This is a genomic window from Nocardia sp. NPDC004604 (genome assembly GCF_040609795.1).
Lineage (GTDB): Bacteria > Actinomycetota > Actinomycetes > Mycobacteriales > Mycobacteriaceae > Nocardia.
Window position 1 is genome coordinate 1 of record NZ_JBEXLC010000169.1, and the last position, 19,219, is coordinate 19,219.

Consider the following 19,219-nt stretch of genomic DNA (forward strand, 5'->3'; position numbering starts at 1 on the left):
AAACTATATTATTTGTGGTGTGAGTGTTTTAAAGAGTTGTGCAATACCCATCGGCCCGCCGTGCGCGCTTATCTCACCGCGTCAACCCCCCGACCGCCCGAACCACAATGGGGTTCGGGCGATCGGCGTGTCGGTCAGTCCGCGTGGCAGGTCACGTCCGCAGTCGGGAGCGTGCCGTCGCGGAGGTAGGTGTTCACCACGTCGTAGGTGCAGTTGTTCGGATAATTCCCGAAGATCCAGTGGATCGGGACATCCTGCAGGGTGACCATGCGGGATGCGGTCAGATCCCGGTGCATGGCGACCGCACCCGAATAGGTCGTGCGGGTGTCGCCGGTGGACTGCACGATCAGCGTCGGCACCGAATTACGTACCTGCGTCGGCGATTCGGCGGGCGGAGCCCAGAACGCACACGGTGTCAGATTGTTGACGAAATCGCCGAATACCGGTTGGCTGGCGCGAGCGGCTTCGATATTGCCCCAGTACCAAGCCGGATCCCTTGGTACCGCCACATCGCCGCACATGATGGCGAACTGTGCCGAATTGTCGCGTGGCTGTGCGTTGCGCATGAAGTCCAGCGCCGAGTGCAATTCGGGCGCGAGCTCGACTGTTCTGCCGTCGGCAGCGTCGGCGAGTTGACGTACGGTGGCGGCCAGCGTCGGATACTTTCTCGGGGCGTCCAGCTCGATGAACAGCAGTACCGGCAGGATGTGGTCATCGATGGTGAAGTCGCCGAACCGGATCGGGTCCGCGGCCGAGCGGCGGATCAGTTCCAGCACCTTGGCGCGGACCTGTTGGCGGGTTGCGCCCAGGTGATATTCGTCCTCGTGCGCGGCGGTCCAGTCCGCCCACATGTCCAGCGCCGCCTCATTGGCCGGGCCCATATCCTGCATCATGCCGACGGGCCCGTACCGGTCCGGATCGGCGGTGCTGTCCAATACGATTCGGTCGCTGCGCTCGGGAAACATCTGGGTGAAGACCGCTCCCAGATAGGTGCCATAGGAGGTGCCGAAGTAGCTGACCCGCTGCTCGCCGAGCGCACCCCGGATCACATCCATATCCCGCGCGGTATTGCGCGTGGTGAAGTGCCGCAATCGCTCGCCCTCGCCGGTGGCGCAGCGGTTCGCCAGATCACGCTGTGCGGCAACAGATTCGGCGAAGCTGGCCGCGTCGATACCGGCAGCTTGCAGTCCGAAGCCGTGCGGCCAGTGACAGTCGACCGGTGACGAGCGCCCGACCCCACGCGGGTCGATGCCGATCAGGTCGTAGCGGGCTCGCACATCCGGGGTCATCGCCGCGCCGACATCGACCATGAAGTCGAGCCCTGGCCCGCCGGGTCCGCCGGAGTTGGACAGCATCACCCCGTGCCGCCGCGCGGGATCGGTCGCGGCCATGCGCGAGATCGCCACGGTGATCGTCTCGCCTTGTGGGGCGCTGTAATTCAGCGGAACAGTCACATCGGCGCACTGGGCGCGGGCTTCCTCCAGCCGCGTGTTGTCGCACGGTTTCCATTGCAGCGCTTGACTGTAGAAGCGCTCCAGGCTCGAACCGTTCGTGTCGGCAGGGTTGGCGCAGGCCAGTCCCGTACCCGCGAGCAGAACGGCCAAGCCGGCCTGTACGGCCATCGCCATCTTATTGCGTAGCACTGTCGATCCTCCGTTTCTCGGTCGCATGTTTCCGCTGGTCATCCGCTACAGATGGCGATATCGAATACCTTCTCGACGGCGTCGAAGGCGGTTTGACCGGCGGGCAGTTGGTTCGTGCTCACCACTACCGCAGTCCCGTCGGCGGCGACGCCGGTGCGCACTTCGAAACCGGGAATACTGCCGCCGTGTCCCCACACTTCCTTGCCGCACGGCACGGGGCGGTGGATCAGCCCCAATCCGTAACCCTCGCCGGGGCCGCGGTCGAATGGGACGGTCTGCTGCATCTGCGCGAATTGCGCTGCGGGCAACAGCTTTCCGCTCAACAATGCGATGAAGAATCGATTCAGATCCGATCCGGTCGAGATCATCGCTCCCGCTGTGCCCGCCCATGAGGTATTCAGTTCTGTGAAATCTATTCGCTTGCCGTCGATTTCGTGATAGCCCGACGGATGTGGATCGTGAATTCCGGTGTCGCCGTCGGCTGGAAAGTACGTCGCGCGCAAATCGAGCGGTTCGATGATCCTGCGGGTGATCTCCGCGGCGGGCGGTTGACCGGTGACGCGTTCGATCAGCATGCCGAGCAGAATGTAGTTGGTATTGGTGTAGACCGATTTCGCGCCGGGTTCGAAGTTCGGCGGCATGGTCATGGCCATGCGGACCAGGTCCGCGGGTGCGAACTGCCGTCGGCGGGCGGCATCCGAGGTGGGGTCGAGTTGATCGCCCGTGGTTTTCATGCCGCCCTCGGCACTGCCATGTCCCAAATAGTCGGGCACGCCACTGGTGTGCTGCAGCAACTGCCGCACGGTTATCCGGTTGCCGTCGTTCCCACTGCCCTGCACCACATCCGGGAGATACCGTTCCACGGGTGCGTCGAGTTCGACCTTGCCCTCGGCCGCCAATTGCAGAATCACCGTCGCCACGAAGGTTTTGGTATTGCTGCCGATCCGCACCTGCGCGTTATCGGCGAATGGCGCACCCGTCCGCAGGTCGCCGACGCCCGCGGTCAGCGTGCGGTGCCCGCCCGGACCGTCGATTACCGCCTGCACGCCGGGGAAGCCGTTCTTGACCACCTGCTCCATTGCGGCGGTCAGTTCCTGAGACGGTGTCGCGGTGGTGGATGTCGCGCAAGCCGCGCTGGCCAGGGTCGCCGCCACCACGATTCCCGATAGCGCGCACCTGCTGGAATGGCGCCGAAATACCTTCATGAGCAGTGATTTCCTCCTGTTCGAGCGCAGGAGTCATCGTTTGCTCCCTCGCGATTCGAGCCTAGAAATCCGGGCTGGTCGTGCCCATGCCGTGCGCACCCGAATTCCGGGTAGCACCACCTGGTGTTGGTTGGTAGTGCCTGCACTACCAACCGCAGGTGCACCGAAAACCTCTCGGGCACAGCGCAAGGTGAAGAAGGTGGCATTGCCCAAGGGGGCGATCTTCGAGCCCTAGGGTCGGCTGTTCAGGGTGCGCGGCGTCCCTACGGTTAGCGAGGTAATCATTCAACCTTGCTTTCAGGAGCAGTGAAATGCGAATCAAGTCCTTCATCGCGGCCGGTCTTCTTGCCACCGCCGCCGTCGCCGGGGTGTCGACGGCAGCCACCGCTTCGGCCGCTACGGGCTACTACTACGGCAGCTACGCCACCTATGCGGCATGTGCGTCGGACGGTGCCTCGCCCGCCACCGGCGGCTACTACTGGGAGTGCGTCGACACCTACAGCGGCTGGGATCTGTACATCTACTACTGAGTTGATGCGCTACTCGAATTCGGTATTACCACACCGTAATTCGAACTCGAAGGGACATCCGGTCACACCGGATGTCCCTTTCGCATATCCGGCCCCGACACACAGAGAAAAGGTAGTCAGTTGGCACCTGCCGTAGTCGCCTGTCGTCCACTGAACCAAGTTTGTGCAGTGGCCGTGGGCTGGCAACCCGATGGCGGTGGCCTGTCCCGGAGATCGTGGTTCCGGTACATCCAGCTGGATAAGCAATTGGATACCGGTGCCGGAGTAGGGCAGCTGTACGATGAGTCGACCAGCGAACCTGTGGTTCCTGACCGGGTCACGCGCAGCCGGAGTTGAGCTTGTACAGGTGGATCTTGCCGGTGTAGTCGTGAACGAACAACAGCCACGGCGAATCTTCGCACGCGCGCGCCGACCGGTCCACGGCGAAAGGCAGCGGCCATCGTCGATCCGACGGCTGGGGACCGCCGTATCGCTCGACCAGGCGTTGATACGGCTCGCTGCCCTCGGGCGCGGAATCGATTCGGCTGTAGGTGACGTCGTCGATGCGCGGGGGCGGTGTCAGCATCCAGGTCAGCGAATCATAGCGGGACAGGAAGAACAGCCAATCCACGACGAGAGCTGCGACAAGAACGGCTATCACCACAACCGCAGCTGTAAGCCATCTCTTGGTGCGCGTGCGTGCTTCAGTCACCGGGATACTTCACCTTGATCATGTGATAGGTCAGCGGGAAAGAACTTCCGCTGTCCTGCTGGAGCGACCAGGGCACCTGCTTGTTCTCTTTCGAATGGTAGTCGACGACATCTGCCATCACCGTCTCGCCGTTCGGCATCGTCACCGGCTTCTGACCGACGTAAATCGCAGTGTGGTTGATGGTTCCGGCTCGCGCGCCCGCAACGCCGTCCCGTCCTGCACCTGCCCGTCAACTGGACCTGGGCGACATATCCTGGCTTGCCCGGTGGCACAACATGATCGGCTACATGCCACCACGAGCGGTCTGCGCCTGACCACCCGCCCCCCAACCGACACCGAAGTGGAAAAGCTGGGCAGGCCAGCGGCTACCTCCTGCCCGCGAACAACCCTTCAGCATATGGTGTCGCGGCCGACCTGGCCGCGACTCCACCACCAAAGCCCGTCCACGGATCGAAGCTAAACGGACCGCCCTCGCGAATGTCTCGGGGGCGGAGCAACTTCCATCCAATACGCGTGCCGAATCGCATCCCACAACCGCGATAGTTCTGGAAATTGCTCGCGCATCTGCACAAGGTCTGGGGCCGATGCTGCGGCAAACGAAACCAAAGGTTCCTCGGACCCGTTGCATACCAACATCATCCGAATGCGGTGGCAGTCGATCCGCCATTCGGCCAGCCAGCCGTCTATCTCGGTGCGGTGGATGTCCATACGCGGATGTGCGCTATCGGGTTCGCACATCGTCGGAGTCGTGCGCCAGCGACTCGAGCCGGTCGAGCACTTCACGCAACGTCCCCAGTGTGGGACCGCCGTGCATCTGTGCGTCGATCCCCGGTGTCGGCGGGTAGTCGATACCCCGGGCGGCGGCGCGTTCCCGCGGGCTCATCGACTGCGGAACCAGTCGACCTGTCAGTACGAGCGTGTGCTGGGCCGCCGCTTTCCATACGCACTGATGGACACGGCACTCACGATGCCGCTGCGACAGCACATGTGCCAACTCCACGTCCGTGAAATCGCACAACGGCTGCGGCACAACGAATATCTGTCGCCCAGCCACGCGACCGATGTCATTGTGCCCGTTGACGATTTCCGGGTCGACCTCCCATCCCTCGTCGTCAACGAAGGACCATGACCCGTCGGCCCGTTCGAGATATCGCGGGCTGTCATCATCCGCTGCTACTGCGAGTTTCCGGGCGTCCTCATCATCAAATCGCGCGGGTTCTTTCATGGCCTGCCCCCTAACGTCGTCCGGTTTGGTGGCACCCGCCGCCGAGGGTGCGGCATCGACTCGGCGGCGGGGCTACCAGAAGCGTCCTGCGACCAGCGGATTCGCGCTAGCGTTGCACTGTGGCCAAGGCGTTGCCAAAAGAACTGGCAACGTTGCAACGCTGTTCAGGGCGGTCGCGAGAGGGGGGCTGGATGGAGGATTGGAAAGCGTTCGGAGCCGAACTGCGGCGGCTGCGACTGCAAGCGAGGCTGTCGGTCAGGGAGTTGGCGCGCGTGCTTCGATACGACGCTGGTGCGCTCTCTCGCTTCGAAAACGGCCGCCGCAAACCCCCTCCCGATATTGTTCAGAAGCTCGATCGTGTTCTCGAATCCGACGGGGTGCTCACGAGCATCTACGAGAATCTGATCGTCGTGGCGGCCGCTGCCGCGCAGTCTCCACTGCTCGAACATGAGTCGGCTGCCTTGGCCGAACGGCGCTATATCGACCGCAGGTTGGCCAAGGACCTTGCGGAATTGCTGTCGGAAACTCGGCGGCTCGAGGATCGGGTTGGTTCCAAACTCGTTCTGTCGCTGGGAGTTCGGCAAACTCGGGTGGCCTCAGCGCTGGCCGTGGAGGCTCGGCGGACGGCCCGCGCCGATATGGTCGACGTTGCCGCTGGATGGCAGCAGTTCACCGGCTGGCTCCATGCCAGCCTCGGCCAGCATGCCGCCGCGGTCCAGCACTATCGCATCGCGCTCGAACTGGCCACCGAGAGCGGCAACCGCGACATGATTTCAACTGCGCTGTCCATGCGCGGCCATGTCGCCTGGATGGCGGGCGAGGTCGGTCCGATGATCGGTTTATCGCGGGCCGCGCAGCGTGATGGCGATGCCCTGAGCCCAACGGTTCTCGCACTGGCCGTTCAGCAGGAGGGGCGTGGACTTGCGATCGAAGGTGATCTCGACGAGTTGGAGGCCAAACTCGAGCAGGCCGCCGAGTTGGTAACGCAGGGCGATTCCGACAAGCCCGATGCCCAGTACTTCTACTCCGACGCATTCATCGAAATGCAGCGTGGCTTGGCCTATCGCTTGGCTCGACAGTGGGACAGGGCCGTCGTATCGCTCAGTCGCGGCTTGGCGGGTTTCGATTCCGACCTGCTCACATCCGAGTGGGCGACCTGGTACATCGCAGAGTTGGCATGCGCGCTGGCCGGTGTCGGGGAACCCGAAGCCGCCTCTGAACGAGCCTCGGACGCACTGCGAGTCGGGGTTGCGACGCCAGGTTTCAGGCTGACCAAATTCATTCGAGTCCTCCATCACGAGATGTCGGCGAAATGGCCGACCAACGACGCCGTCGCCGCCCTGGGCGAGGAATTGCGTCAGACCCGCTCGAAACAGGCGCGAGCTTGATTCTCGAGGTCGAGCGAATTATCGGGCTGGCCAGAGACTTTCGGGCCAGCTCCGACCGGCTATCGGCCTCGGCGGGTACGCGACACCCTGTTCTTACCCGCCCACGACCGCTGGCCTATTGGAGCCCAGGGGCGCGCGCGGCGCGCGCTCGTCAGTGACGTAGCCGGGCGGCTGCGGCCAGAATCGGGGTGCTCACGGCGGTGGCGGCGGCGCCGAGTGTGGTGTCGGTGGCCAGGATCCACCGGACGGTCTTCATGGCCAGGGTGAGGACTTCGCTGCCACGCTGGCGCATGCCGGCCTCGAAATGGTCCACGGCGTCGGTGAGGGTGACGGTGCCGTGGGCAGCGTCGCTGACGCGCTCGAGCAGGCTGGCGGCGTCGCGAATGGCCGCGCCCGCTCCCATTCCGGCGGTGGGCGGCGTGGCATGGACAGCGTCGCCCAGCGCGGTGATCCGACCCGCAGGCCATGGCGCGAGATCCGCCGCGCGGACGGAGGCGGCGTTGAAGCGGAACGCGGCCACGCTGTGCGGGTCGGCCTGGGCGATGACTTCGAGCGTGTGCTCGGCCCAGCGCCGCTCGCGGAAGCGGCCCAGTAGCGCCGCCTGCAACTCGCCGCCCCGCAGATCACGCAGCGAATCGGTCGCAGCGGATTCGGGGAACATGGCGCCCCAGATGTAGGTGGGTCCGGTGGTGACCGACATCCGCAGCTCGGGAGCGTCGAGCGCGGCGTTGCCGACCGGGTCGAGGAAGCCGACGTACAGCGCTGTCCCGCGCGGGCCGATCGCCGTCCCCGATCGTGGCCTCAGCCGCTGCTGCTCGCCGGCGCTGAGGTCTCGCAGGAGAGTGCGGCCGCAGAACCCGATGATGCCCGTCGGGCTGTTGGTCGGGCCCCCCGCCAGATGGTGGGCGACCATCGAGTGGGTGCCGTCCGCGCCTACCACCAGATCCGCCGAGACCGGCGCTTGATCGGTGAACAGCACCTGGGGCGTGCCGTGGTCGTCATGGCCGACGCCGGACACGCTGCGTCCCAGGTGCAGGCTATCTCCGACCGCTTCGGCCAGCAGCATCCGCAGGGTGATTCGATCGACGTCGACACTGCCGCTGTCGCTCAGATCCGGTCCGTAACCGAGCAGCCGGCCGCGGCGGTCCCAAAACGCGTCACGCTCGCGTAGCCGTAGCGCCGAACCCGATGCCAGCAAACGCTGCATGATCTTCGGTTCCACCAGATCTGTCAGCGCCGACTGCGCCCGCTCATCCAAGGTGATGTGGCTCTCACCACCGTCGGAACCGCGGTACGCCACCGCCACCTACTCGTCACGCAGATACTGCGTCCCGACGGCACACGCCCCGAACCCGGCGACCCCGACTTCCTGCCCGCCCACCACATCGAGCCCCATCACCTGGTCGTCTGGGCAGCCCGGTGGTACCTGGTCGCCTACGACCTCACCGACCGCCAATGGCGAGTGCAGCGCGTCGACCGACTGCACCACCGCCCCACCACCCAGCATTTCCCCGCCCGCGCGCTTCCCGACGACAACCTCGCCCACTTCGTGATGACCACCCACGACCGCGGCGACACCCCCGCCGCCTGGCAATGCACCGGCACCGCCCGGCTCAACCTGCCCGCTCACATCGTGGCCCGCTGGGCACCAGGAGGTTCCGTCGTGGAACACCTCGACACCGAGCACTGCCGGCTCACTCTCGGCGCCTGGTCGTGGGCCGGCATCGCCGGCATCCTCGCCACCTTCGACACCGAACTCACCGAACTCCACCCACCCGAGCTCGTCCACGCATGCCGCCGTCTCGCACATCGGTGGGGCACTATCGCCGACACCGAGAACCTCAGCCAACTGTGACGCGCCTGCCGCACTCGGGGCGGGAAGACCGCCGCGAAGGCCCACACTGCACGCTTCGCCCTGGTGCTCGCGCTGTGCGAGGAACTCGAAGTGCCGGTGCCGCCGACCGCGGCCCCGGCCGGGCCTGGACCCAGGGCCCTACGCTCACCGTGGTCGCGACACCGACGACCGAGCGGCCGGTGCGGATCAAGTACGCCAGGACATCGACCGCCCGCCAAGAGTTGGCGAGCCAGCTCGAAGCCCTTCGCCGCGCAGAATGCCACTTTTCGGCGATTACTCGGCAATACTGGCACGCGAACTCCTGGCAGAACACGGTCTCGACAACCGCTGATCTGCAGGACCTCGTTCAGAGCTCGAAGCTTGGGAAAACCTGTCGCGAGGTCGATCCTGCGGTGGACTCGAGCGACGGAATCCCACCACCCCCACAAGGATTCACCGTCAGGCGCACCGCTGTGCCTCGAGACGTCCAACGCCGGAGAAATCAGGCATCACCCGACGATGTCCCTGGCGGTCGACGGCGACGTCTTTCGTTGGGTACCGGCCTGGTGGGGGTACTGACCGCCGCCGAGCCATATCTGCCGAAGCGAAAAGAAGGCGGGAAGTCCGAAGGTGCCGGACTTCCCGCCTTCTTGGCGGGCAGGCGAATCGTCCACCCGCCCAATAAGACTCAGTGGCCGCCGTTTTCCTGCAGGCGCTTGAAAGAGGCCTCGATCTCGGCCTCGGCCTCGACACGCCCGACCCACTCCGAGCCCTTGACGAACTTGCCCGGTTCCAGGTCCTTGTAGCGCTCGAAGAAGTGCTTGATCGCGGCCAGTTCGAACTCCGGCACATCGGCCAGGTCCTGGATGTGATCCCAGCGCTTATCGCCCGCGGGCACGCACAGGACCTTATCGTCGCCGCCCTTCTCGTCGACCATTTTGTACATGGCGACCGGGCGCACCTCGATCAGGCAGCCGGGAAATACCGGCTCCGGCAGCAGGACCAGTGCGTCCAGCGGGTCGCCGTCCTCACCGAGGGTGTTCTCGATGTAGCCGTAGTCGGCCGGGTAGACCATGGACGTGTAAAGGAACCGGTCGAGCCGGACCCGGCCGGTCTCGTGATCGACCTCGTACTTGTTCCGAGAACCCTTGGGAATCTCGATGGTGACGTCGAACTCCACGCCATCTCCTTACTCGGTGCTTCTGTGTGGACTGTCGCAAGCGGTCGTTGGAACGCCGACTCGACAGGTGTTCGGGGGGAACGGTGCCGCAACGAGGATAGTGTGGTCCGCGGGCACTTGGGTGCGGTAGGTGGGTGGCCCCGGCGACTGTTCGAGGTCACGGGAAACGACTACGACAGAGACGGCGGGCACGTGGTGGGTGGCAGCAGCAGGAATATCGGTGGCTTGGCCGCCAAGCGGCGCCGAAATATCTGGATCGGCGTCGCGCTCACGCTGGCCTTGCTGCTCGGTGCCGTGGCAGGCGTAGTGATTGCGCTGAAGCCGTGGACCGAGGAATTCCGGCACGGCGGGCTGAAGATCGCCGCGCCACCCGCACCCGTAAAGCCGATTCCGCAGGTAGCGCCCGCGCCGTCGAATGCGTCCGCACCCACCACGGCCGGTATCGCCGCCGCGCTCGCCCCGGCGGTCGCCAATCCCGACCTCGGGGGATTCGCCGGTGAGGTCACCGACGCCGCCTCGGCGACGGTGTTGTGGAGTGCGACGTCCGATAAGCCGATGATCCCGTCCTCCACCGCCAAAGTTCTCACCACCGCGGCCGCCCTGCTCACGCTGCCGTCGGATCACCGGGTGAGCACGCACGTCGTCACCGGATCGGCGCCCAATGAATTGGTGCTGGTCGGTGGTGGTGATCCGACGCTGACCGCGCAGCCCGACGGCAACGGGTACTACCCGAACGGGCCGCGGCTGTCGGATCTGGTGGCGCAGATCAGGTCCTCCGGCCACGCCGTCGACACCATCGTGGTCGACACCTCCGCATATGCCGGTGCGCCGATGGCTCCCGGCTGGGATCCGGTCGATATCGGCGAGGGCTCCATCGCGCCGATGGAGCCGGTGATGCTCGACGGCGGCCGCCTCGATCCGCTGGTGGAGTACTCACCGCGCACCCCGACTCCGGCCCTGGCCACCGGCCAGCGCCTGGCCGTCGAACTCGGACTCGATCCCGCCAAGGTGCGGATCGGCAATGCCGCCGCCGATGCCACGGAAATCGCGAGTGTCCAGTCCGCGCCGCTGCGCGACCGGCTGCGCGACACGATGGTCCACTCCGACAATGTCCTCGCCGAGGCCATCGGCCGCGAGATCGCGGTGGCGAGCGGCAATGAGCCCTCGTTTACCGGGGCCGTCGCCGCGCTCGAGACTGCCCTCGGCAAAGCCGGATTCGATATCACCGGCCTCTCGATGCGCGATGCCAGCGGCCTGTCGACCGAGGACCGGGTGCCACCGCGACTGCTCGACAAGATCATCGCCACCGCGGCGAAGCCCAGCGGCGCCAGTGCCGTACAGCCGAGCAACACCATGGCAAGGCCGGAAACCGATCGGATCGCGGTCACCTTGGCGCCGATGCTCGACGATCTGCCGATCGCGGGTGCGACCGGGTCGCTGATCAGCCGTTATGTCACGCAGAACCGGGGCGGTGCGGGCTGGGTGCGGGCCAAGACCGGAACTCTGTCGGTGGCGAGCACGTTGGTCGGTTATGTGCTGGACAGCGACGGGCGGGTATTGACCTTCGCACTGATGTCGAACGATCGGCCACCGGAGCTGAGTCGTCCCGCATTGGACGCCATCGCTGGCACGCTGCGTAACTGTGGATGCTCGTGACGGGTGGTTGACCATGTTCGAAGGCACTGACAAACCTGGCGTTATGCCCGCTGCGGATTCGGGTGCGGATGCTCCGGCCGAGCGCAGGCGCTCCGGATTCTCGGGCGCGGTCGATTGGCGACTCGCCGCGCGCACCGGTGCGGCCCTGGTGCCGTCCGGCCCACGGACCTCACGGTATTCGGCCGAACAGGTGGTCAGCGAACTCGCCGATGCCTCGGTGCGCGCGGAGGGGCCCGTCCGTGAGGTGAGCGGACTGCTCGACAACAAACCGGTGCCCTCGGCCCGCGTCGTCGACCGGCCCGGCTGGATCACCGCCGCGGCCGACTCCATGTCCCAGCTGACCGGCACCGGCGCGCAGTCCTCAGATAAGGGCCTGCTGTCCGGCAAACCCGCCGGTGTACAGGCAGGCGCCATGCTGGCCTTCCTCTCCACCGCGATCCTCGGCCAGTACGACCCGTTCACCGGACCCGATGGGACGCTGCTGTTGGTGGCGCCGAACATCATGGCCGTAGAGCGCGCACTCGGGGTTGCGCCCACCGACTTCCGCTTCTGGGTCTGCCTGCACGAGGTGACCCACCGGGTGCAGTTCTCCTCCGCGCCGTGGTTGACCGACTACATGCGCGCCAATGTCGACATCCTCGGCGAGGTCGGCGACGAACCGCTGGCCGATATGCTCGGCCGACTCGTAGACGAGGTGCGCGACCGTCGTCGCGGCACGGCTGCGGACGATCCGAATTCGCGCGGTATGGTCGGGCTGTTGCGGGCCACCCAAGCTCCGGCGCAGCGCGAGGCGCTGGACCGGCTGCTGATGCTCGGCACGCTATTGGAAGGCCATGCGGACCACGTCATGGACGCGGTCGGCCCGGCCGTCATCCCCACGGTCGAACACATCCGCGCTGCCTTCGACAAGCGCCGCAAACGCCCGTCCAACCCGCTGCAGCGGATACTTCGTGCACTGCTCGGGGTGGACGCGAAGGTCGCCCAGTACGTCCGCGGCAAGAAATTCGTGGACGCCGTGGTGGACCGCGTCGGCATGACCCAGTTCAACACCGTCTGGACCAACCCCGAAACCCTCCCTCGCCCAGACGAAATCGAAGACCCCCAACGCTGGATCACCCGCGTACTCGCCTGATCCGCGTCGTCGCGCCGAACTAGCTAGAACTGTTGTCACACAACTAATGACTATTACGCACAGGGCGCGGAGCCTGTTGCCGAAGTTGGCGCGGTTTTTGGCCATGGCGCAGGTCACGTGCCTATGTGGACAGCTGAGGCGCAATCATGCCCGCCGCTAGGTGATTTGGTCGGTCGGCGTGCGGCACGATCGCACGTACGGCGTATTCGGCAACAGGCTCTGTGGGGTCTGTGCGACCGTCACTGGTTGTGCGCCAGTGGAAAGCTGGGCTGAGCTGCGCCACCGGGGGAGGGGTGCGGCGGGCTGCGGCCTTCGGTGGTGCTCGTGTGGTGGGGTTTCTCGGCGGTTGCCGCATATGGGGTCTGACCGGTTCGGCGGTAATCTCCGGGTATGACGCGTGCGGCTGGCGGGGCGCCGGGGAGTTCGCGGCGGCTGCCCGAGACCGGGGCGGTGCTCGAGGTGCGGCGCGCGGTGCGGGGGTGGCTGGCCGATTATGCGCCGGACGCGGGGCAGGGCGTGGCGGTCGCATTGTCCGGCGGTGCGGATTCGCTGGCGCTGACCGCCGCTGCGGTGGTCGAGGCCGCCGCGGTTGACGCGCTCGTCGTCGATCATCAGCTGCAGTCCGGATCGGACAAGGTTGCGGCCGAGGCCGCGGCGAAGGCATTGTCGCTCGGATGTCGATCGGCACATGTGCTCCCGGTCGAGGTGGGCAGTGCCGGGGGACTGGAGGCTGCAGCGCGCCAGGCTCGGTATGCGGCGCTCGATGCGGCACGCGGCGGGCTACCCGTCCTGCTCGGGCACACCCTCGATGATCAGGCCGAAACCGTATTGCTCGGACTCGCGCGGGGTTCGGGTGGGCGGTCGATTCAGGGGATGGCGGCATTCGCGGAGCCTTGGGGGCGGCCGTTGCTCGGGGTGCGGCGCGCGGTGACCAGGCAGTTGTGTGCCGATCTCGGGTTGACCCCGCACGAGGATCCGCACAATTCGGCGCCGGAATTCACCAGGGTGCGGTTGCGCCATGAGGTGTTGCCGTTATTGGAGGAGGTACTCGGCGGTGGGGTTGCGGGGGCGCTGGCCCGCACGGCCGAGCAGTTACGCGATGACGGTGCGGTACTCGACGCGCTGGCCGACGAACTGTTGCACGTCGCGAGTGCTGCTCCGGTGCGTGCGGGCGGGCCGAGCGGGGGTGACGGTCCTCACAATGACGGCGCGGACAGTGATTGCCCGACCCTCTCGATCGAGACACTCGCCACTGCCCCCGCGGCATTGCGCCGACGCGCGATTCGTGCATGGTTGCGGGCCGGTGGTGCTAAAGCGCTGACCAACAAGCATTTACAGGCGGTTGACGAATTGATTACCGCATGGCGCGGTCAGGGCGGTGTCGCCGTCGGCGGCGGAGCGCCGGGTAGCAGGTTGGTCGCGGCGCGCGAACATGGCAGGCTGACTTTGCGTTTGCATGGGAGCCGATGACACATAATGGATCGGTTGGAAGCGACGCCCGCGGCGCGCACGACGGGCCCGGAGAGACAGGTACAGTCGGCCGCAGGCCGTCCGTTGAGGGTGGCGGTGGGCGACGGGCGGGCCCACGAAGGGCCTGGAACGCCGCCGATACAACACCGGAAGGGAAACCAACTGACGTGTACGAGGGCGATATCGCGTCGGTGCTGATCACCGAGGAAGAGATTGCGGCCAAGACCCAGGAGCTGGCCGAACTCATTGCCAAGCGCTATCCGGCCGATGCCCCCGAGGGTGATCTGCTGCTCGTCGGCGTCCTCAAGGGCGCGATCTTCTTCATGACCGACCTTGCCAAGGCATTGCCGATTCCCACGCAGATGGAATTCATGGCGGTCTCCTCTTATGGATCTTCGACCTCGTCCTCCGGCGTCGTGCGCATCATGAAGGATCTGGACAAGGACATCGCGGGCCGCAATGTGCTGATCGTCGAGGACATCATCGACTCCGGTCTCACGCTGTCCTGGCTCAAGCGCAATCTGTCCACCCGCAATCCGGCCTCACTCGAGGTCGTCACCCTGCTACGCAAACCGGACGCGCTACGCACCCATGTGGACGTCGCCCATGTCGGCTTCGATATCCCGAATGAATTCGTCGTCGGCTACGGCCTCGATTACGCGGAGCGCTACCGCGACCTGCCCTATATCGGCACCCTCGACCCGAAGGTCTACGGCGGCTGATTTCAACCCGCCGTCGCGGTGCACACGGCAACCGTCGCGGTTCGACCAGCACTCATGGCATGAGCGCGAATATCGTTGCGGGCGAACCCGACCCGCCCCGATAGAGCGCGCCGCCAACGAGCACCCAGGCCCCTGTCGCGGGCAGTTCGGCGAGATTTGCCAGACACTCCAGGCTGATCCGGTGCTCGCGATATAGCAGCTTCGATACCGCATAGGTATCGTCGGTCCCCAGATCCGGGCCGAAGGTATCGATGCCGAGTGCCCCGCGCCGCCCGAGCCGCCCGGTCCGCAATAGCCATTCGACCGTCTGGACCGCGAATCCCGGCTGATGGTAGGCACTTTCGTCGGTGCCGATGAACTCCGGCGTCCCCCATTTCCCGTCCCACCCGGTCCACGCCACTACCGCCGACCCATCGGGAATACGCCCGTGCCGACTTTCCCACTGCTTCAGGTCATCGACGCTGATCGCATAATCCCGATCGTGCGCACACTGATCCCGCACGTCGATTTTCACCGCGGGCAGCAATAGATCCTCGAGATCGAGTTCGTCGGCGGCCAGCCCGTCGGCATGGAAGTGAATCGGTGCGCCCCAATGGGTTCCGGTGTGCTCGCCCTGCTGGATATGGCGCAGGTAATAGCCGTCGTTCGCCACCGTCGCGGCGATATCGGTGCGGAATTCCGGATCACCGGGAAATAGCGGTGTCGTCGCCGGGTCATGCACATGGGACAGACTGACCAGCCGCCCGAACGGCCGCGCGCTGGTCATCGCTGCCGTTGCGGAATCGCCCGCGCCAGGGCCAGCAGATCGGCCTCGAGCATGCGGGCCAACCGATAGCTGAGCACGAACGCCAGGATGCCACCCACGCTGAGCACCCGCACCGGAAAGAGGACCAGATTCAGATCGGCGGCGTCGACGAAGGTCGCACTGGCCACGCTGAGCAGCGGAACCGACGCGGCCACACCCAGATAGAAATTGCCGCGCGCGGCGACCTTGCGCAATTGCCGTGCGTCCTTGGCACCGATGCCGCCGCGCACCAGCAGCTGCGGATACACCGACCGCACCGCGAAGATCATGATCGGGAAGAACGGGTAGGCGAGTGCGATTGCGGCGCAAACCAGTTGTGCGGCAAAGAAATGAAAGAAGGTCTGCCGTGGCAGATCGACGCCGGAGAAGGCGAGTGCCAATGGCCATCCCACCCCGGAGACCAGCCAGAAGCTGAACGGCACCCAGACCGCCCAGTCACCCATGTGCAAGGTGTCACGCCGCGCCGCGGCCAGCAGGCGCGGGGAGTATTCGCGACCGCGCGAGAGTCGCAATCCGATGGTCAGCGGACGGCGGGTGAGGAACAGCAGCAGCAGTGCGGCGATCGGGAAGGTGATCAGATTATTGATCAGACCCACCGTGGCGAACCGTTCCTGATCGGCCGCCGACATCCGATCGATGACCAGCGACTGGTTCAGGTTGATGTTGTAGAGGCTGGCGAGCACATTCGGCACGCCGATGCACAGCCCGAGGATCGGCAGCAGCCAGCGGCGGGCCCGATAGGCCAGGCTGGTCGGTGCCGGATCGACCAACTCCCTAGCGCGGGCGTCGAGGCACAGATCGAGTTGTGCGGCGAGTTCGGCGCCATTGCCCCAGCGCCGTTGCGGATCCGCCTGCAGACATTCGAGCAGCACCCGGCGCAGGGCGCTCGGTGTGTCCGCGGGCAGTTGCGCCAGCGTCGCGTCGGTGACGCCGTGCTCGCGCAGGCGCACCATGGTCGCGAAGGTTTCGGCGCGGGCATCCGGATCGGCGGGCATCGGCGGATCGTCGAAGGGGGCTGCGCCGGTGAGCAGTTCCCACAGCAATGCGCCGAGGGAAAAGATATCGCTGCGCGGACCCGGTGCCGGGGCGGCCGGGTCGAGCAGTCCGGCCAGCTGTTCCGGGGAGCGGTACGGCAGCGAATCCGGTTCGACCGCTACCGAATTCGTCACCGATCGCGGCGCGGCCGTACGCACCGCGAAATCGGCGAGCTTGGGTATGCCCTCGGCGGTGAACAGCACATTGGCCGGTTTGATATCGCGGTGCAGTACGCCGCGCTGCTCGGCGTAATTGAGCGCGTCCGCCAGTCGCCTGCCGATCCAGGTGACCGTCTCCGGCCAACTGAGTGTGGCGATTTCGGCGCGCACACTAGAGTCGGCCGGGCGGATTTCGCCTTTGGCTTCCATGGCCGTATCGATGGCGCGCAGTAGCAGGACGCCACCGTCGGTCTCCGCACCGCGCCGACGTTGCTCGAGCACCCCGGCCGCCGTGCCGCCGGGCAGGTACTGCATGTAGACCAGACGCGTCGATGCGGTCGTCTCCGGTTCCGCCTCCGGTGTGGCGGTGACCAGGCGCTGATCGAAAACCCGCACCAGATGCGGGTGGTCCAGTTGCGCCATGCTGTGCCCGCCAGCCGCCCGACCGGCCGAAAGCCGCACGGCGACGAGGCGCTGCATGGATCGCTGCCGGGCGAGGAAGACCCGGCCGAGTGTGCCGGTGCCCAGATCGGTGAGCAGATCGAAGTCGTCGATGCGGCGGCCCGGACGCAGGTCGGCGACCAGCGCGGCCGCGCGCTCGGTATCCGCCGCGGTATCGCCTTCGTCTGCGAAATCGCTCAGCCGCGCGCGGAGGTCCGGCGCCAGCTCCGGATATTCGGTGAGGAATTCATCCAGTTCGAGCGGGCCGTACCGGCGCCGGGCCAGGAACTCCTCGCAGATCAGGTCGACCAATCCCGCACTATCCTCGACCTCGGGAAATTCCTTGCGGTACTCGGTGATGCGTTTGCCGAGACCCGCCCGGTCCCAGCGATGACGCAGGTCTATCCGGACCAGATCGGTAAGTACCGCCAGCCGCACCCGGGTGCCGTCGGGGACGTATTCGGCGATCAGGGGCGGTTCGGTCCGATCGCCACGAAGGCAGCGCTGCCAGTCTTCGGTGAATTGTCTGATGGGGTCGGTCTCGCCGCGATACGCGAAATCGGCAGATGTCACGATGGCCGCTCCAGCGTGGCGGGTGTGCCGCGCTCCCGCCCTGCCGACACTAGTTCCCGGTCCAGGGTTTCCTCGGGCGCAACTACCCGCTCCAGTGCGCGCAGATCGGCCTCCAGCGCGCGGAAGAGCAGGTAGGAGCCGATGAACGCGATAATGCCGCCCACACACAGCACGCGCACCGCGGCGATCACCATCGGAATATCCTCCGGTGGTAGGAAGGTCACCCCGGCCACCGCGAGCAGCGGCACCGATGCCGCGACCGCCAGATACAGATTGGCACGGCGGTCCAGACCGCGCAGCCACACCGCGTCCTCGGTGCTGATCTCCCCGTGCCGCAGGAAGATCGGATAGATGCAGCGGACCATGTAGAAGCAAACCAGGAAGAACGGGTACGCCACCGCGATCGCACCACACACCACGATCGAGGTGAGGAAGTGCAGCAGCGCGCGTGCTGGCACATCCCCGGCCGCCGCATCCAGCGCGATCGGGAAGGTGAATCCGGCGATGACCCACAGCGAGAAGACGACCACGACAGCCCTATCGCCGAACAGTAGGGAATCCGCTCTGGCCAGCCGGAGCGTCTCCGAATCGTACCGTCGCCCTCGGCGCAGCCCGTACGGCACCGTCATCACTCTTCGGCCCATATAGAGGATCAGCGTCGCGCCCAGCGGGAAGAAGATGCCGTTCACCACGGTGGTGATGATCATGAAGGTGCGCCCGGCATCGGCGGGCAGCCGGTCCACGATCAGATGCTGATTGTGCTGGATGTTGTAGGCCGAGGCGAGGATATTCGGGATCCCGATGGCCAGCGTGACGATCACGAGTCGCCACGCCCGCATCCGCAGCCGCCAACTGCCGGGCGGCGGGTCGACCAGATCCCGGGCCCTGGGGTCCATGCACAGATCGAACTGCTTGGCCAGCACCGCGCCATTGGACCAGCGCCGCGTCCGATCCGATTCCAGACAGGTCAGCAACACCCGCCGCAGCGCCGCTGGGCAGTTCGCCGGAACGCGTTGCAGCGCAATCTCATCCACCCCGGAGGTGCGGCGTTCCAGCATGCCCTCCAGTGCCGTATCGTCGCCGTGTTCGGTCGCGGTCGCGGTGGAATCATCGAACGGTTTCGCGCCGGTCAGCAATTCCCAGAGCACCACACCGAGGGCGTAGATATCGGAGCGGGTGTCCAGATCCTCGGCGGTGCGCTCGCGGCCGGGATGGCAGGCCTCCAACTGCTCGGGCGACATATACGCCAGCGATCCGCCGAAATAGGCGACCGGACTGGTGCCAGCCACATTGCGGCTGAAGCTGATATTGAAATCGGCCAGTTTCGGTACCGCTTCGGCGGTGAGCAGGATATTGGCCGGTTTCACATCCCGGTGCAGCACGCCGTGCGCGGAGGCGTACTCCAGTGCCTCGGCCAGTCTGCGGCCCAGCCAGGCCGAATAATTTCTATTTCATTCTCATTTGATGATTCAGAAGTCGCTTCCACATCCTCATTCACTACTGTTTGTTGCTCAGCAATAAATGGTTCTGG

Annotated in this window: 16 protein-coding genes and 1 pseudogene; 7 read left to right on the forward strand and 10 right to left on the reverse strand. The window is 65.7% G+C overall.

Annotated features, from left to right (window positions below; all coding sequences use genetic code 11):
- Positions 1 to 134 precede the first annotated feature (134 nt).
- A complete protein-coding gene (locus ABZW16_RS37380) occupies positions 135 to 1,643 on the reverse strand; it encodes an alpha/beta hydrolase (protein WP_354960860.1) in 1,509 nt (502 codons plus the stop codon).
- Between the two features lie 38 nt (positions 1,644 to 1,681).
- Positions 1,682 to 2,848: a serine hydrolase domain-containing protein gene (locus ABZW16_RS37385; protein ID WP_354960861.1), complete on the reverse strand. Its 1,167-nt coding sequence runs from the start codon at positions 2,846 to 2,848 to the stop codon at positions 1,682 to 1,684.
- Positions 2,849 to 3,159: 311 nt separating this feature from the next.
- On the opposite strand from ABZW16_RS37385, the gene ABZW16_RS37390 reads away from it, so the two are divergent.
- Complete coding sequence (locus ABZW16_RS37390; RefSeq protein ID WP_354960862.1) at positions 3,160 to 3,378, forward strand: hypothetical protein; 219 nt, start codon at positions 3,160 to 3,162, stop codon at positions 3,376 to 3,378.
- A 316-nt stretch (positions 3,379 to 3,694) separates the two neighbouring features.
- On the opposite strand, the gene ABZW16_RS37395 is transcribed toward ABZW16_RS37390, so the two are convergent.
- The 3 genes from ABZW16_RS37395 to ABZW16_RS37405 form a co-directional block, all read right to left on the reverse strand.
- Complete coding sequence (locus ABZW16_RS37395) at positions 3,695 to 4,069, reverse strand: hypothetical protein (protein ID WP_354960863.1); 375 nt, start codon at positions 4,067 to 4,069, stop codon at positions 3,695 to 3,697.
- Positions 4,062 to 4,214: a hypothetical protein gene (locus ABZW16_RS37400; protein WP_354960864.1), complete on the reverse strand. Its 153-nt coding sequence runs from the start codon at positions 4,212 to 4,214 to the stop codon at positions 4,062 to 4,064. Before ABZW16_RS37400 ends, ABZW16_RS37395 begins: the two co-directional genes overlap by 8 nt.
- A 576-nt stretch (positions 4,215 to 4,790) precedes the next feature.
- Positions 4,791 to 5,294 (reverse strand): hypothetical protein, encoded by a 504-nt coding sequence (locus ABZW16_RS37405; protein WP_354960865.1) that lies wholly within the window; start codon positions 5,292 to 5,294, stop codon positions 4,791 to 4,793.
- Between the two features lie 191 nt (positions 5,295 to 5,485).
- Here ABZW16_RS37405 and ABZW16_RS37410 point away from each other — a divergent pair, with 191 nt between their 5' ends.
- Positions 5,486 to 6,682: a helix-turn-helix transcriptional regulator gene (locus ABZW16_RS37410; protein WP_354960866.1), complete on the forward strand. Its 1,197-nt coding sequence runs from the start codon at positions 5,486 to 5,488 to the stop codon at positions 6,680 to 6,682.
- Positions 6,683 to 6,833: 151 nt separating this feature from the next.
- Here the strand turns inward: ABZW16_RS37410 and ABZW16_RS37415 are convergent, their stop codons facing one another.
- On the reverse strand, positions 6,834 to 7,982 hold the full coding sequence (locus tag ABZW16_RS37415; protein WP_354960867.1) for an FAD-dependent monooxygenase: 1,149 nt from the start codon (positions 7,980 to 7,982) through the stop codon (positions 6,834 to 6,836).
- Between ABZW16_RS37415 and ABZW16_RS37420 the strand changes: the two genes are divergently transcribed.
- Complete coding sequence (locus ABZW16_RS37420) at positions 7,947 to 8,537, forward strand: WYL domain-containing protein (RefSeq protein ID WP_354960868.1); 591 nt, start codon at positions 7,947 to 7,949, stop codon at positions 8,535 to 8,537. The two genes, ABZW16_RS37415 and ABZW16_RS37420, sit on opposite strands and share 36 nt — an antisense overlap.
- Positions 8,538 to 9,204: 667 nt before the next feature.
- Here ABZW16_RS37420 and ABZW16_RS37425 read toward each other — a convergent pair.
- Positions 9,205 to 9,696 carry an inorganic diphosphatase gene (locus tag ABZW16_RS37425; RefSeq protein ID WP_354960869.1) on the reverse strand — a complete coding sequence of 164 codons (492 nt, stop codon included), beginning with the start codon at positions 9,694 to 9,696 and terminating at the stop codon, positions 9,205 to 9,207.
- Between the two features lie 216 nt (positions 9,697 to 9,912).
- Here ABZW16_RS37425 and dacB point away from each other — a divergent pair, with 216 nt between their 5' ends.
- The 4 genes from dacB to hpt all read left to right on the forward strand — a co-directional run bounded on the left by dacB (position 9,913) and on the right by hpt (position 14,676).
- Positions 9,913 to 11,352: a D-alanyl-D-alanine carboxypeptidase/D-alanyl-D-alanine-endopeptidase gene (gene dacB, locus ABZW16_RS37430; protein ID WP_354960874.1), complete on the forward strand. Its 1,440-nt coding sequence runs from the start codon at positions 9,913 to 9,915 to the stop codon at positions 11,350 to 11,352.
- Positions 11,353 to 11,395: 43 nt separating this feature from the next.
- On the forward strand, positions 11,396 to 12,484 hold the full coding sequence (locus ABZW16_RS37435) for a zinc-dependent metalloprotease (protein WP_354960875.1): 1,089 nt from the start codon (positions 11,396 to 11,398) through the stop codon (positions 12,482 to 12,484).
- Between the two features lie 390 nt (positions 12,485 to 12,874).
- Complete coding sequence (tilS, locus tag ABZW16_RS37440) at positions 12,875 to 13,954, forward strand: tRNA lysidine(34) synthetase TilS (protein ID WP_354960870.1); 1,080 nt, start codon at positions 12,875 to 12,877, stop codon at positions 13,952 to 13,954.
- A gap of 167 nt (positions 13,955 to 14,121) precedes the next feature.
- Positions 14,122 to 14,676 (forward strand): hypoxanthine phosphoribosyltransferase, encoded by a 555-nt coding sequence (hpt, locus tag ABZW16_RS37445; RefSeq protein WP_354960871.1) that lies wholly within the window; start codon positions 14,122 to 14,124, stop codon positions 14,674 to 14,676.
- A gap of 52 nt (positions 14,677 to 14,728) precedes the next feature.
- Here the strand turns inward: hpt and ABZW16_RS37450 are convergent, their stop codons facing one another.
- The 3 genes and pseudogenes from ABZW16_RS37450 to ABZW16_RS37460 form a co-directional block, all read right to left on the reverse strand.
- A complete protein-coding gene (locus tag ABZW16_RS37450) occupies positions 14,729 to 15,442 on the reverse strand; it encodes a cyclase family protein (protein WP_354960872.1) in 714 nt (237 codons plus the stop codon).
- The gene (locus ABZW16_RS37455; RefSeq protein WP_354960873.1) at positions 15,439 to 17,688 is read right to left on the reverse strand and encodes a serine/threonine-protein kinase; all 2,250 of its coding nucleotides are present in this window, start codon (positions 17,686 to 17,688) and stop codon (positions 15,439 to 15,441) included. The genes ABZW16_RS37450 and ABZW16_RS37455 overlap by 4 nt, the downstream gene beginning before the upstream one ends.
- A pseudogene (locus tag ABZW16_RS37460) lies at positions 17,685 to 19,124 on the reverse strand (protein kinase); the annotation flags it as partial. The gene ABZW16_RS37455 and the pseudogene ABZW16_RS37460, both read right to left, overlap by 4 nt.
- Positions 19,125 to 19,219 lie beyond the last annotated feature (95 nt).

Coding starts and splice junctions, on each gene's coding strand:
- ABZW16_RS37385 (WP_354960861.1), bottom strand. CDS start 2,848: ATGAAGGTATTTCGGCGCCATTCCAGCAGGTGCGCGCTATCGGGAATC.
- ABZW16_RS37390 (WP_354960862.1), top strand. CDS start 3,160: ATGCGAATCAAGTCCTTCATCGCGGCCGGTCTTCTTGCCACCGCCGCC.
- ABZW16_RS37405 (WP_354960865.1), bottom strand. CDS start 5,294: ATGAAAGAACCCGCGCGATTTGATGATGAGGACGCCCGGAAACTCGCA.
- ABZW16_RS37410 (WP_354960866.1), top strand. CDS start 5,486: ATGGAGGATTGGAAAGCGTTCGGAGCCGAACTGCGGCGGCTGCGACTG.
- ABZW16_RS37435 (WP_354960875.1), top strand. CDS start 11,396: ATGCCCGCTGCGGATTCGGGTGCGGATGCTCCGGCCGAGCGCAGGCGC.
- tilS (WP_354960870.1), top strand. CDS start 12,875: ATGACGCGTGCGGCTGGCGGGGCGCCGGGGAGTTCGCGGCGGCTGCCC.
- ABZW16_RS37450 (WP_354960872.1), bottom strand. CDS start 15,442: ATGACCAGCGCGCGGCCGTTCGGGCGGCTGGTCAGTCTGTCCCATGTG.